The organism is Ectothiorhodospira sp. PHS-1 (genome assembly GCF_000225005.1).
GTDB lineage: Bacteria > Pseudomonadota > Gammaproteobacteria > Ectothiorhodospirales > Ectothiorhodospiraceae > Ectothiorhodospira.
Map to the genome: position 1 here is coordinate 40,995 of NZ_AGBG01000003.1, position 13,751 is coordinate 54,745.

At 65.0% G+C, this 13,751-nt stretch carries 13 protein-coding genes and 1 other RNA gene; 10 read left to right on the forward strand and 4 right to left on the reverse strand.

The window, feature by feature from the left end:
• Positions 1-22 precede the first annotated feature (22 nt).
• A complete protein-coding gene (locus ECTPHS_RS01775; protein WP_008930961.1) occupies positions 23-430 on the forward strand; it encodes a ClpXP protease specificity-enhancing factor in 408 nt (135 codons plus the stop codon).
• A gap of 3 nt (positions 431-433) precedes the next feature.
• Here the strand turns inward: ECTPHS_RS01775 and ECTPHS_RS01780 are convergent, their stop codons facing one another.
• Genes ECTPHS_RS01780 through ECTPHS_RS01795 form a run of 4 tightly spaced genes read right to left on the reverse strand, consistent with a single transcriptional unit; the run spans position 434 to position 4,690 of the window.
• Positions 434-1,867 (reverse strand): FAD-binding oxidoreductase, encoded by a 1,434-nt coding sequence (locus tag ECTPHS_RS01780; RefSeq protein ID WP_008930962.1) that lies wholly within the window; start codon positions 1,865-1,867, stop codon positions 434-436.
• A 15-nt stretch (positions 1,868-1,882) separates the two neighbouring features.
• Positions 1,883-2,473 (reverse strand): phosphoheptose isomerase, encoded by a 591-nt coding sequence (locus tag ECTPHS_RS01785; RefSeq protein WP_008930963.1) that lies wholly within the window; start codon positions 2,471-2,473, stop codon positions 1,883-1,885.
• A 13-nt stretch (positions 2,474-2,486) separates the two neighbouring features.
• A complete protein-coding gene (locus ECTPHS_RS01790) occupies positions 2,487-2,837 on the reverse strand; it encodes a YraN family protein (protein WP_008930964.1) in 351 nt (116 codons plus the stop codon).
• On the reverse strand, positions 2,834-4,690 hold the full coding sequence (locus tag ECTPHS_RS01795; RefSeq protein WP_008930965.1) for a penicillin-binding protein activator: 1,857 nt from the start codon (positions 4,688-4,690) through the stop codon (positions 2,834-2,836). The genes ECTPHS_RS01790 and ECTPHS_RS01795 overlap by 4 nt, the downstream gene beginning before the upstream one ends.
• Positions 4,691-4,812: 122 nt before the next feature.
• On the opposite strand from ECTPHS_RS01795, the gene rsmI reads away from it, so the two are divergent.
• From rsmI to mraY, 9 genes are all read left to right on the forward strand, one after another.
• The gene (gene rsmI, locus ECTPHS_RS01800; RefSeq protein ID WP_246828293.1) at positions 4,813-5,631 is read left to right on the forward strand and encodes a 16S rRNA (cytidine(1402)-2'-O)-methyltransferase; all 819 of its coding nucleotides are present in this window, start codon (positions 4,813-4,815) and stop codon (positions 5,629-5,631) included.
• A gap of 70 nt (positions 5,632-5,701) precedes the next feature.
• Positions 5,702-6,052, forward strand: an RNA gene (gene rnpB, locus ECTPHS_RS13845) — RNase P RNA component class A.
• Positions 6,053-6,422: 370 nt separating this feature from the next.
• Positions 6,423-6,875 (forward strand): division/cell wall cluster transcriptional repressor MraZ, encoded by a 453-nt coding sequence (mraZ, locus tag ECTPHS_RS01805; protein WP_008930967.1) that lies wholly within the window; start codon positions 6,423-6,425, stop codon positions 6,873-6,875.
• Positions 6,876-6,886: 11 nt separating this feature from the next.
• On the forward strand, positions 6,887-7,819 hold the full coding sequence (gene rsmH, locus ECTPHS_RS01810; RefSeq protein ID WP_141565231.1) for a 16S rRNA (cytosine(1402)-N(4))-methyltransferase RsmH: 933 nt from the start codon (positions 6,887-6,889) through the stop codon (positions 7,817-7,819).
• The gene (gene ftsL, locus ECTPHS_RS01815) at positions 7,816-8,085 is read left to right on the forward strand and encodes a cell division protein FtsL (protein WP_008930969.1); all 270 of its coding nucleotides are present in this window, start codon (positions 7,816-7,818) and stop codon (positions 8,083-8,085) included. Before rsmH ends, ftsL begins: the two co-directional genes overlap by 4 nt.
• 3 nt (positions 8,086-8,088) lie before the next feature.
• On the forward strand, positions 8,089-9,801 hold the full coding sequence (locus tag ECTPHS_RS01820; RefSeq protein WP_008930970.1) for a penicillin-binding protein 2: 1,713 nt from the start codon (positions 8,089-8,091) through the stop codon (positions 9,799-9,801).
• On the forward strand, positions 9,798-11,300 hold the full coding sequence (locus ECTPHS_RS01825; RefSeq protein ID WP_210386881.1) for a UDP-N-acetylmuramoyl-L-alanyl-D-glutamate--2,6-diaminopimelate ligase: 1,503 nt from the start codon (positions 9,798-9,800) through the stop codon (positions 11,298-11,300). The genes ECTPHS_RS01820 and ECTPHS_RS01825 overlap by 4 nt, the downstream gene beginning before the upstream one ends.
• On the forward strand, positions 11,297-12,679 hold the full coding sequence (gene murF, locus ECTPHS_RS01830) for a UDP-N-acetylmuramoyl-tripeptide--D-alanyl-D-alanine ligase (RefSeq protein WP_008930972.1): 1,383 nt from the start codon (positions 11,297-11,299) through the stop codon (positions 12,677-12,679). Before ECTPHS_RS01825 ends, murF begins: the two co-directional genes overlap by 4 nt.
• The gene (gene mraY / locus ECTPHS_RS01835) at positions 12,660-13,742 is read left to right on the forward strand and encodes a phospho-N-acetylmuramoyl-pentapeptide-transferase (RefSeq protein ID WP_008930973.1); all 1,083 of its coding nucleotides are present in this window, start codon (positions 12,660-12,662) and stop codon (positions 13,740-13,742) included. Before murF ends, mraY begins: the two co-directional genes overlap by 20 nt.
• The last annotated feature ends 9 nt before the right edge of the window (positions 13,743-13,751 follow it).

A 13,751-nucleotide genomic window follows, 5' to 3' on the forward strand; every position in this document is an offset into this window, starting at 1 on the left:
TCATTGTCTTTCGAGCCTTGCCATGACTTCCAGTCGACCGTATCTCATCCGCGCCATCTATGAATGGATTGTGGATAACGACATGACGCCCCACCTCCTGGTGGATGCCGCCGCAGAGGTGGTGGTTCCCCGTGAGTACGTGGAAAACGGGCGCATCGTGCTCAATGTGGCCCCCCTGGCGGTCAGCGGCCTGCTGATCAGCAATGAAGCCGTGACCTTCAATGCCCGTTTCGGGGGTCGCCCCATGAACGTGATGATCCCCGTGGACCGGGTGCTGGCCATCTATACCCGGGAGAACGGCCAGGGGATGATGTTTGCCGAGTCAGAGGACGGAGACGAACCACCGTCTTCCGGCGGGGATGATGACGGTAGTGGCGGCAAGGCTGAAGGTAGTCGCCGCAAGGGACCGAGCCTCCGGGTGGTCAAGTAAGCCTCAGGCGGTCGTGTCCGTGGCAGAGGGAAGGCCCTTGCCCGGATTGAGGATGCCGTCCGGGTCAAAGCTTTGCCTGACCGCATGCATCAGTGAAAGCGCTTCTTCTCCCAGTTCCCGGGCCACGAAGGGGCGTTTCACCAGTCCGATGCCGTGTTCCCCGGAGATTGTGCCCCGTAGGCCCAGTACCAGATCGAATACCCCGTCCAGACAGGCATCCGCCGCCGTCATCTGCGCCGCGTCGTCCGGATCCACCAGCAGATTGACATGGATGTTGCCGTTGCCGGCATGACCGAAACTGACGATGGTGATGCCATGGTCTGTACCCAGGTGTTCCAGCCCGTTGATGAGGGCGGGAATCTTCGACACCGGTACCACCACGTCTTCGTTGATCTTCTTGGGCGCGATGGTGCGCAGGGCCGGTGACAGGGCCTTGCGGGTGGCCCAAAGGGCCTTGACCTCGTCTCCGGTGCGGGCCAGTTCCACCGACAGACAGCCTGTCCCCCGGGCCGCCGCCGCCACCCTTTCCGCCGCGGCATCCAGCCCCGCCGCCAGTCCGTCCACCTCGATCATCAGCAAGCCGCCGGCGCCCGCGGGTAGCGTCGCCTCGGAATAGTGGCGGATCATCTCGATGGCGCGACCGTCCATGAATTCCAGGGCGCAGGGCACCACCGGCTGGGCCATGATGCGGGAGACGGCTTGGGCGGCGGCATCCATGGATTCATAGACCGCCTGCAGGGTGCGCTTGTCCTCCGGCAGCGGGGTGAGTTTGAGGATGGCCTCGGTGATGATGCCCAGGGTCCCCTCGGAGCCGATCAGCAGTCGGGTGAGGTCGTAGCCGACCACGCCCTTGGTGGTGTGGACGCCGGTACGCAGCAGTTGCCCGCGGCCGGTGACGGCGGTCAGCCCCAGGGTGTTGTCCCGGGGCGTGCCGTACTTGACCGCCCGGGGGCCGGCGGAGTTGTAGGCGAGATTGCCGCCGATGGTGCAATAGGCGGCGCTGGTGGGATCGGGGGGCCAAAAGAAGCCATGACGGCCGGCCGCATCCTGCAGGGCCTGATTGGTGACGCCGGGCTGGACCACCGCCAGCCGATTGTCCGGGTCCAGTTCCAGGATACGGTCCATGCGCTCCAGGCTCAGTACCACGCCACCCCGGTCCGGGACCGTGGCGCCGGTGGTGCCGGTGCCGCGTCCGCGGGCGATCACGGGCACCCGGTGTTCCCGGCAGCTGCGTACCACGGCCTGTACCTGCTCGGTGTGGGTGGCGAAGACCACGGCTTGAGGGGGGGCATGCAGACGGGAGTTGTCGCCACCGTAGGGCCAGCGGTCGGCGGCCCGGGTCAGCAGGTTGTCCGTGCCCACCGCCGCTTCCAGGGATCGGAGCAGGGCCTCGGGCAGCGGCGGTTGCGTGGGTGGCGATGCGTCGGACAGTGCCATGGCCGGAGGGGCTCCCTAGCGGATGCCCAGCAGTTGCCGGTCAATCAGATCGCACAGAACGTGGATCACCACCAGGTGAACCTCCTGAATGCGAGCGGTGCGGTCCGCCGGGGCGCGAATTTCGATATCCCGGTCCGACAGCAGGCCGGCCAGGGCGCCGCCGTCACGACCGGTGAAGGCCACTACCCGCAGATCCCGTTCCCGCGCCGCCTTGATGGCTTCCAGGACATTGGCGGAGTTGCCGGAAGTGGAGATGGCCACCAGCACGTCTCCACTCTGGCCCAGGACCCGGACCTGCCGGGCAAAGACCTGATCATAGGCGTAGTCATTGGCGATGGAGGTGAGGGTGGATGTGTCCGTGGTGAGGGCCACGGCGGGCAGGCCGGGACGCTCGTGTTCGAACCGGTTCACCAGTTCGGAGGCGAAATGCTGGGCGTCGGCCGCGGAACCGCCGTTGCCGCAGATCAGGAGCTTGTGTCCGCCGAGGAAGGTTTCCAGGATGCACGCGGCCGCCTGCTCGATGGTGTCCGAGAGGATCAGGGCGGCACTTTGCTGGGTTTCAACGGTTTCGGCGAAGGTGCGACGGATGATGTCTTGCAGGCTCATGCGGGCGGGCGACTCAGGGGCTGGCCTCAAAGGCGTTGGGTATCCAGTTCAGACGGTTGTCGGATTCGATGGCCACCACGTCCAGCCGGGCCGGGCGATTGCAGCCATGAATCTGAAGATAAAAGGCCGCCGCCGCCAGGATACGGCGCTGTTTGCGGCCGTTGATGCTGGCGGCGGCGCCGCCGAAGCGGGCGGAGCGGCGCTGACGCACCTCGACGAAGACCAGGGTACCCTGATCGTCCATGACCAGGTCGATTTCCCCCACCTTGCAGCGGAACTGCGCAGTGACAAACCGTAGCCCCTGACGTTCCAGGAAGCTGCGAGCCCGGGCTTCCGCCGCGTCACCCTGGGCTTTGCGGCTCATTGGGTCTGATCCGCCACGGGTAGCTCGGGCTGTCCGACGAGCCGCGGGCGGCCGCCGATGAAGCGTGCCCAGTTCAGGTCCCGGGTGATGTGTCCGTGGGCATCCATGCGCAGTCCACCGGTCACGCCCTGGTAACGTTCGTTGGGGCGCTCCGAGAGCCGTTCCAGCAGTGGGAAGATCTGAAGGGCGTCAAAACCCAGGGCTGTCAGGCGGGGGAGTTGGAGTGTGTTGCCCGAGAGCTGGGCGTCCAGGCGCGAGCGCAGTTCCGGGCGGGGGTTGGCGCCTTCCAGCAGCCAGGGGATGTCGGCAAAGACCAGGCCGTCCAGATCCTGGTCTTGACGGGGATCGGGCCGCCCGGAATACACATGGGAGGTGGCCAGTACCGGAATCTGTCCGGCGCGATGGAAGCGTAGCTGGGGCCAGAGCAGTCTGGCCTGGCGGGGACTGCCCGACAGGAAGATCAAGTCCACGTCCTCCCGCGGCACGGGCGCTGCGTCCCGTCCGGTACGACCGCTGCGATCACGGATATCGAGCGCGGCGATGATGGAGGCGCCGTAGTCCGATGCCTCCGGCGCAAAGAACTGGGTGCTGATCACCTGGCCGCCCAGGGTCTCGAAGCGGTCACGGAAGGCGCGTTGCAGACGTTCACCCAGCTCGGTGCGGGGCATCAGGATGACGGCGCGCTGACGTCCTTCCAGGATGGCCCGCTCGGCCGCCTGGATGGCCTCGGCTTCGGGGTTGAGGCCGAACTGATAGAGGCCGGAGGGGTAGGTGGACTGGGGTTCGGCATGGTTCAGCGCCAGGACCGGTATGGGCAGGGATTCGCGCTGGGCAAACAGGGTCACGGCCTGACGGTCCAGAGGGCCGATGACGCCGCGGGCACCATCGGCGATGGCCTGCTGATAGTGGGTCCAGGCGGATTCCGCTTGCTCGCCGGTATCGTGGATGCGCAGTTCCGGCCGGTTGTCGGCGGGGCTGTCGTAGTAGGCGGCGAGGATGCCTTCAAGAATGGCCTGAGCCGCGGTGGAAAAGCGCCCGGTCAGCGGCAGCAGCACCGCCACGTGTTCCGGGAAGTGTCCGTAGGTCGCCCATTGTTGCCGCAGGCGGTCGAGGAAGCGGGGAGTAGCCGGATGACCGTCAAACTGCCTTTGCCATGCGTCCAGTCGTGTTTCCAGGGCCGCCAGTCGCGGTGGGGTGTCGTGGGCCAGTTCCGCCAGGCTCAGCCAGCCGCGGGCCTCGAAGCGGCCACTACGCGCCGTCAGGTCCGGTAATTGGCGGGCCGGGATCTGTTGCAGCATGGCCCACAGGGCTTCCTGGCTAGCCAGACGCTCTTCGGGAGTCTGATACAGGGTACCCTGACGGATGCGAGTTTCCAGGGCTTCATGCCAGCGGCCCTGGTCGGCGAGGATGCCGGCCCGTGTCTCCAGGATGCGCGCAGCCAGGCCGATGGGGAGGGTGTCCAGGGAAGGGGGCAGGTGGCCCAGGGCGGTCTGCGGATCCCCTTCCATCCAGGTGATGCGGGCATTGAGCTCGGCGCGGCGAGCCTTGCCGACCGTATCCAGATGCCGGTCCTCCACCTGGCTCAGGATCCGCGAGGCCTCCTCAAGGGCCTCCGGCTCAACCGGGGGGCGCAGCAGCAGGTCGACCGCATTGAGCTGGGCGCGCGCCTTGTCGCTCCCCCGCAGTCGCTCCGCGGCCGCCAGGTATTCAGAGGCTGCCGCCCGGTGTGCCCCCTCCTGTTCCAGCAGGGCGGCGCGGGTCAGGATGTCCGTGGGCGGGTCCGCGGGGCGGGGCATGCCGGCGCAGGCCGACAGGAGCAATGCAATCAGCAGGGGCAGGACGATATGTCGCATGGCGCACACGGGGTCATGGGTTCTCCCGCCCGGCGGGGCGGGTTAGACTGGCGAACCGTTTTGTGGGGTTTCCAGTATCTTGGCCGGGGTGCAGTGTGTCAATTGAGGCGGGTGTTTTATATGTGGTGGCAACACCGATCGGCAATCTCTCCGACATGTCCCGTCGTGCGCTGCAGATACTGGGGGAGGTGGATCTGATCGCGGCGGAGGATACCCGCCACACGGGTCGGTTGCTGACCCATTTCGGACTGGCCACGCCGCGTGTCAGTCTGCATGAACACAACGAGGAGCAGCAGGTCCCGGCGCTGGTGTCCCGTCTTGCGCAGGGTGAGTCCATTGCCCTGGTCAGCGATGCCGGTACCCCCCTGATCAGTGATCCCGGTTTTCGGCTGGTGGCCGCAGCCCGTGAGTCCGGGATTCGTGTCTCTCCCGTTCCGGGGCCGTGTGCCCTGATCGCCGCTCTCTCCGCCAGCGGCCTGCCGTCGGACCGTTTTCTCTTCGAGGGTTTTTTGCCCGCCAGGGAGCTGGCACGGCGCAAGCGTCTACAAGCCCTGCGGGACATCCCCAGCACGCTGATCTTCTACGAGTCCAGTCACCGTATCGGTGATGCCCTCGCGGACATGGCCGAAGTGCTCGGGGGGGATCGCCGGGCGGTGGTGGCGCGGGAGCTGACCAAGACCTTTGAGCAGTTGCAGGGGGATACCCTGTCGGGGCTGGTGCAATGGCAGGCGGAAGATCCCAATCACGGGCGCGGCGAGTTCGTGGTGCTGGTGTCCGGGGCCTCACGGCAGGAGACGGGTGAACTGACAACGGAGGCGGAGCGCGTGTTGCGCTTGCTGTTGGGAGAGTTGCCGTTGAAGGCGGCGGCTCGTCTGGCGTCGGAGATCACCGGCATCTCCAGAAATACCCTCTATCAGCGGGGGCTTGAGTTGCGTCAATGACGTCTTCAGAGCCTGCTGAGCGGTTTCGCCCGTCTTGTGCTCGGTTCCTGAACTTACATACAATGAAGACGGAGCCGGCCAGACAGTCGCTGCGGCTTTGACAGTCGTGGAGGAAAGTCCGGGCTCCACAGGGCAGGGCGCCAGGTAACGCCTGGGCGGCGCAAGCCGACGGAAAGTGCCACAGAAATGATACCGCCGATGGCCTTCGGGCACAGGTAAGGGTGAAATGGTGCGGTAAGAGCGCACCGCGCGGGTGGCAACACGCCGCGGCAGGGTAAACCCCGCCCGGAGCAAGGCCAAATAGGGGTGCATTGGTGCGGCCCGCACTGCACCCGGGTAGGCTGCTCGAGGCGCATGGTGACATGCGTCCCAGATGAATGACTGTCCCCGACAGAACCCGGCTTATCGGCCGGCTCCACTTCCCTCCTCATGATTCCGGTTCGGCTTGAACCGGATCCGTCAATCCCGGGATTCACTCATCAATGCTTGAGTGGATTATTACCTTTATTTTGCAACCCTATGATTAATCTGCAAACCCTGATATGGATAGGGTCGTATGGTCGTGTTCCTTGCAGCAGGTTTTGTAAGTATTTGTGACACAAGCATAAATCTTGGGCCTGGTAAGGGCGTTTTTCTTGACACCCCGCTGAGCCGATCCATATAGTGTAGAAAAGTGGATTTATGTGGGGGCAGGTGGAGTTTTCCGACGACTCGGGGCTTTTCCGAGATGAATGGTCGGATGGATTCCTGCGGGGCTGGCGTTGCGATCGGCAGAGGTGCCCGGAGCGGTCGTGTTCCGAGGGATTACCAATCTGAATCTGGACACCAAGGGACGCATCGCGATGCCGTCCCGGTACCGGGATCTGCTGCTGGAGCATTGTCGGGGTCAGCTGGTCGTTACGGTCCATCTGGACCAATGTCTGCTGATCTATCCCCTGCCTGACTGGGAGATCCTCGAACAGCAAGTGATGTCCCGGCCCAACATGAATCGGCAGGTGCGAAACCTTCAGCGTCTGCTGGTGGGGCATGCCTCTGACTGCGAGATGGATGGCAACGGTCGGATACTGTTGCCGGGTCCCCTGCGTGAATTTGCGAATCTGACTAAACGGGCGGTACTGGTGGGGCAGGGCAACAAGTTTGAATTGTGGGACGAGGATGCGTGGAACAGCAGTCGCGAGGCGTGGTTCCGGCAAGAGGCTCGGGAGGGCGATCTGAGTTCGATCCTGGAGTCTCTGACGCTGTGAGTCATGACCTGATGGAAAAGACCGGCCATCGTCCGGTACTGCTGGCTGAAACCCTGACGGCCTTGTGCATCCGTCCGGATGGAGTCTACGTGGACGGGACCTTCGGCAGGGGAGGTCATACCGGCGCCATCCTCGACCGGCTGGGTCCAACCGGTTGCCTGATCGCCCTGGACCAGGACCCGGAAGCCGAAGCCGAGGCCCTTGCCCGATTTACGGGGGATGGTCGCTTTGAATTCGTGCGCACCTCCTTCACCCGGCTGCTGCCTGAGCTTGAGGCGCGCGGCCTGGCAGGACGGGTGGATGGTGTGTTGCTGGACCTGGGGGTGTCTTCCCCTCAACTGGATACTCCGGAGCGGGGTTTCAGTTTCATGCGGGATGGTCCCCTGGACATGCGCATGGACCCGATGCGGGGAGAGTCTGCCGCCCAGTGGCTGGCAAGGGCCGATGAGGCAGAGATCGCCGGGGTTCTCAAGACCCTTGGCGAGGAGCGCTTTGCCCGGCGCATTGCCCGCCATCTGGTTGAACAGCGGGCTGTCATGCCCATCGAGCGGACCGGTCGGTTGGCGGCGCTGATCGCCGAGGCCATCCCTCGCCACGAACGGCACAAGCATCCGGCCACGCGCAGCTTTCAGGCCATCCGTCTGTATGTGAATCGAGAACTGGAGGCGCTGGATGAGTGCCTGGCGCAGATACCGGCGGTGCTGGCGCCGGGGGGGCGGCTGGCGGTGATCAGTTTCCATTCCCTGGAGGATCGCAGCGTGAAGCGCTTCATTCGGCGGCAATCCCAAGGAGAGCCGGTGCCGCGGGGACTGCCTGTCACCGAGCCGCCTCCGGGGAGGACCCTGCTGAAGATCGGCAAGGCTCAACGGGCCGGGGATGATGAAGTGGAAGCGAATCCTCGGGCACGCAGTGCGGTGTTGCGGGTGGCCGAGCGTCTTGCGTGAATCGCCGTCTGTTATTACTGGCCCTGCTGTTTCTGGCAGTGGTCGCCAGCGCCCTGGCCGTGGTGCACAGCAAGCACCAAAGCCGGGTGCTGTTCATTGATCTACAGGCTGAACTGAGATTGCGTGACGAATTGAATATCGAGTGGGGGCAGTTGCAGCTGGAACAGAGTACCTGGGCGACCCATGGGCGCATCGAAGATGAGGCGGGCAGTCGTCTCAACATGCGGCTGCCCGATGCCCGTTCCACCGTTATCCTGCTGGAGTGATTGATGTCGGAGCCCAAGACAACGGTTTCCTGCTGGCGGCGCGGCTTGGTGCTGGGGGCATTCGCCCTGGCCTTTGTCGCCGTGCTGGCGCGTGCCGTGGATCTGCAGGTCCTGCAGCAGGATTTTCTCCAGGGCCAGGGTGACGCGCGTCATCTGCGGGTGGTATCCCTGCCTGCTCACCGGGGCATGATTCTGGACCGTAACGGCGAACCCATAGCGGTGAGCACCCCCGTGGACAGCATCTGGGCCAACCCTCGGGAGACCCTGCTCCACCCCGAGCAGCTGGTGGCTTTGGCCCGCGTGCTGGAGATGAATCCGCGGGATCTGCATCAGCGGCTGGCCGAGCGGGCGGAGCGGGAATTCGTCTATCTGCGCCGCCATGTCACCCCGGACGTGGGGCGGCAGGTCATGGCCTTGCGGATTCCTGGTGTCGCTCTGCAGCGGGAATACCGCCGCTACTATCCCATGGGTGAAGTCTCTGCTCATGTTCTGGGCTTCACCAATATCGATGATCGCGGCCAGGAAGGTCTGGAACTGGCCTATAACGCCTGGCTCACCGGTGAACCGGGTGCCAAGCGGGTGGTGCGTGATCGTCTGGGGCGTGTCATCCGGGACGTCGAGAATATCCGTCCCGCCAGACCCGGGCAGGACCTGACCCTGACCATCGATCAGCGTCTGCAGTACCTGGCCTATCGTGAGCTCAAGGCCGCGGTGCAGGCCCATGGGGCGAGGGCAGGATCGGCGGTGATCCTTGATGCCCGCAACGGCGATGTCCTGGCCATGGTCAATCAGCCCTCCTACAACCCGAATAATCGAGGCACCCTGCGGGGAGACAGTGCCCGCAACCGGTCCGTCACGGATCTGATCGAGCCCGGTTCCACCATCAAGCCCTTTACCGTTGCGGCAGCGCTGGAGAGCGGTCAGTTCCAGAAGGAATCCCTGCTTCAGACCAGTCCTGGCCGCATGCGGGTGGGCCGTCACACCGTCACCGACATCCGCGACTACGGCCTGATCGACCTGACCACCATGATCAGCAAGTCCTCCAACGTGGGGGCGAGCAAGCTGGCTCTGGCCGTCGAACCCCAGCAGCTGTGGGAGACCTTCTACCGCGCCGGCTTTGGTCGTAGTACCGGTAGCGGGTTCCCGGGAGAGGCCGGAGGTAATTTGCGGGATTTCTTCCATTGGCGTGATGTGGAACGTGCCACCATGGGGTTTGGGTATGGTCTGTCCGTCACGCCCCTGCAGCTGGCCCAGGCCTATGGCGCCATCGCCAATGAGGGCGTGATGTTCACCCCCCGCCTGGTCGTGTCCGATGCCCCCCGCGAGGCCTATCGCGTCATGAGTCCCCATTCCGCGCAGAGCCTCATGCACATGCTGGAGGTGGCGGTTTCCCGCGAGGGTACCGGCATTCGCGCCTCCGTGGAGGGTTACCGGGTGGCCGGCAAGACTGGTACCGCGCGCAAGCTGGTGAACGGCAGCTATGCCAAGGGCATGTACCTGTCCCTGTTTGCAGGCATGGCACCCGCCAGCGATCCCCGTCTGGTGATGGTGGTGATCATCGATGAACCCAGTGGCGACCAGTATTTCGGCGGCCAGGTGGCCGCGCCCGTGTTCAGCGCGGTCATGCGTGGCGCGCTCCGTCTCATGGACATTCCTCCAGACAACCTGCCCGGCCTGAGGTCCGCCGCCCGTTCCCCCGCGGAGGCGCCGGCATGATGCTCCCCGTGCTCAAAGAACATCAATCTCCGCTTTCGGAGCTACTGGCCGGGATGGTGCCGGTTCCGTCTGTCCTTGACCGCCCTGTACAGGGCCTGTGTCTGGACAGTCGCCGGGCAATGCCCGGCGAGGTGTTTCTGGCCGTGGCGGGACATCATCACCACGGCCTGAGTCATGTGCGGGAGGCGGTCCGGCGGGGTGTCGTGGCGGTACTCTGGGAGCCCGCGGCAGCGGTGGAAGATCTTGCCCGGGAGGTGCCGGTACCCTGTATCGCCGTCCCCCGGTTGCGCGAGCGCATGGGTGAACTGGCGGCCCGCTTCCATGGGCATCCTTCCCGTGCCATGCAGGTGGTGGGGGTGACCGGCACCGACGGCAAGACCTCGGTATCCCAGTGTCTGGCCGGTGCCCTGGACAGTGACAGCCGTCCCTGCGGCGTGATCGGCACCCTGGGCAGCGGACGCTATGGCGAGTTGGGGCGGCCGGGCCTGACCACGCCGGATCCCGTATCCCTGCAAGCCTTCCTGGCCGACATGGGGCGTCGCAACCTGCATCAGGTGGTGATGGAAGTGTCATCCCATGCTCTGGACCAGTCCCGGGTGGGCGGGGTGGATTTCGATGTGGCCATCCTGACCAACCTGGGCCGTGATCACCTGGACTATCACGGCACGGTAGAGGCCTACGGTGAGGCCAAGGCGCGGCTGTTTGCCTGGCCCGGCCTGAAAACGGCGGTAGTGAATCTGGATGATCCCTTCGGCCGCTTGCTGGTCGAGCGGGTGCAGGCCCCGGTGCTGGGCTACGGCCTGCGGGCGATGGCCGACGGCCCCGAGCAGGTGTTGGCGACCCAGCCGGAATTTCATGCCGATGGCATCCGTGCCCATGTCACGACCCCGTGGGGCGAAGGCGAACTGGAAAGCCCCTGGCTGGGATGTTTCAACCTGCAGAATCTGCTGGCGGTGCTGGCGGGGCTGCTGAGTCTTGACGTCAGCCTCACCGATGCCCTGGAGCGGCTGCATCACAGTCCGGCGGTTCCGGGTCGCATGGAGCGTTTTCGCGGCATCCGGGGGCCGCTGGTGGTGGTGGATTATGCCCACACCCATGAGGCCCTGGCCCAGGTGCTGCAGGCTCTGCGTGCCCATTGCGGCGGGCGGCTCTGGTGCGTGTTCGGTTGCGGCGGTGATCGCGATCCGGGCAAGCGTCCGCTGATGGCGGCCATGGCTCAGCGTTACGCGGACCAGGTGGTGGTGACCAGCGACAATCCCCGCCATGAGGATCCGCTGGCCATCATCGAGGCCATCTGCGTCGGCTTCAGCGACCTTTCGCGGGTGCATGTGGAAGCCGACCGGGAAGCCGCCATCCGTCATGCCTTCTGTCAGGCGGGCCGGGAGGATGTGGTGCTGGTGGCAGGCAAGGGCCACGAGACCTGGCAGATTTTCGGCGATGAACAGCGTCCCTTCAGTGACCGGACCCTGGCCCTCCGGCTGGTGGAGGGTGAGGCATGATGCAGTTTTCCATGACGCAGGTGGCGGCGCTGACCGGCGGTCGTCTGCACGGCGCCGATGCGATCGTGCGCGGTGTATCCACGGACAGCCGCGGCGTGACGGCCGGGCAACTCTTCGTCGCTTTGAAGGGGCCGCGGTTCGACGCCCATGACTTCATCGTCCCGCAACTTCCGGCCGCCGGCCTGTTGGTCAGCCGGGATGTTGGCCTGCAGGATGACCGACCCCGGGTGTTGGTGGACGATACCCGGCGTGCCCTGGCCGATCTGGCCACCGGCTGGCGCCGCTGCTGTCAGGCCCGGATCGTGGCCCTGACCGGCAGCAACGGCAAGACCACGGTGAAGGAGATGCTGGCGGCGATTCTCGGTCACTGCGGCCAGACCTGGGCCACTCGCGGCAACCTGAATAACGACATCGGCGTCCCCCTGACCCTGCTGAACCTGTCGGAATCGGATCGTTTCGGCGTGATCGAGATGGGGGCCAATCATGCCGGCGAGATTGCCCTGCTGACGGGCATTGCCCGACCCGACGTGGCCCTGATCACCAACGCCGGGCCGGCCCATCTGGAAGGGTTCGGTAGCATCGAGGGGGTTGCCCATGCCAAGGGTGAGATCTTCCAGGGGCTGGGAGATGAGGGGGTGGCGGTGATCAATGCCGATGATCCCTATGCCGACCTGTGGCTGTCCATGAATCCCGGGCGCCGGGTCATCCTGTTCGGCCTGTCGGCACGGGCCGGGGTCCGTGGCGAGATGGATGGCGAGGATCTGCTGATCCACCTGCCGGAAGAGCGGATCCGTGTGTCCCTGGCACTGGCCGGCCGTCACAACCGTCTCAATGCCCTGGCGGCGGCGGCCGCCGCCCTGGCCATGGGGGCCGACGCGACGGCCATCACCCGGGGGCTGTCATCGATGCAGCCGGTGCCGGGCCGGCTGGTGTCCCGACCAGGGCCGTCGGGCAGCCGTCTCATCGACGACAGCTACAATGCCAATCCCGCTTCCACCCGGGCGGCGATCCAGGTGCTTTCGGAACAGCCCGGACATCGCATCCTGGTCCTTGGGGACATGGGCGAATTGGGCGAGGACGCAGCCGGCATGCACCGTGAAATGGGTGCACTGGCCCGGTCCATGGGGGTGGAACAATTGCTGGCGGTCGGGCCGCTGAGCCTGCATGCGGCTCAGGGTTTCGGCGCCGGGGCGGAACATTTCGACGACCAGTCCCGTCTGACGGCGGTGCTGACGGGGCGCCTGGGACCCGATGTGGTGGTCCTGGTCAAGGGTTCCCGCGGGCAGCGCATGGAGCGGGTGATCTCGGCATTGATGCCGGAACAAGGGCAGCGACAAGAACAATCGGGAGATAATGGGCATGCTGCTCATTCTGTTTGAGTATCTGAGCCAGTACTACACGGCCTTCAATGTATTCCAGTACCTGACCCTGCGCGCCATTCTGGGCGTGCTTACGGCGTTGCTGATCGCCTTCATGGTGGGGCCTGCCATGATCCGGCATCTGACCCGTTACAAGATCGGCCAGCAGGTTCGCAGTGATGGTCCCCAGACCCATTTCAGCAAGGCGGGAACTCCCACCATGGGCGGTGCCCTGATCCTGGTGGCGGTGGCCGTCAGCACCCTGTTGTGGAGTGATCTGAGCAACCGCTTCGTCTGGGTGGTGCTGCTGGTCACCCTGTTATTCGGACTTATCGGCGGGGTGGACGATTACTTGAAGCTGCGTTATGGCAACAGCCGGGGCCTGTCTGCGCGCAGCAAGTTCTTCTGGCAGAGCGTGGTGGCCTTCCTGACCGCCGTGTTCCTGTTCTATACCGCCCAGACCCCCATCGAGACCACCCTGATCGTGCCCGTCTTCAAGGATGTGGCCATTGACCTGGGGCTGTGGTTCATCCCCCTGACCTGGCTGGTGATCGTGGGTTCGAGCAATGCGGTGAATCTCACGGACGGCCTGGATGGTCTGGCCATCATGCCCTGTGTGCTGGTGGCGGGGGCGCTGGGGGTGTTCGCCTATGTGTCGGGGCATACCATCTTCGCCGACTACCTGGGCATTCCCTATGTGCCCGGGGTGGGGGATCTGACCGTGTTTGCCGCGGCCCTGGTGGGCGCGGGCATGGGTTTTCTCTGGTTCAACGCCTACCCGGCCCAGGTGTTCATGGGCGATGTGGGGGCACTGGCCCTGGGGGCGGCCCTGGGCTTGCTGGCGGTGACCACGCGCCAGGAGATCGTGCTGGTGATCATGGGAGGGGTATTCGTGATCGAGACCCTGTCGGTGATCCTGCAGGTGGCTTCCTACAAGCTGACCGGGCGACGCATCTTCCGCATGGCGCCGCTGCATCATCATTTTGAGCTCAAGGGCTGGCCCGAACCCAGGGTGATCGTGCGTTTCTGGATCATTACCGTGGTGCTGGTGTTGATCGGCCTGGCCACCCTGAAGATCCGCTGAGGACGGCGA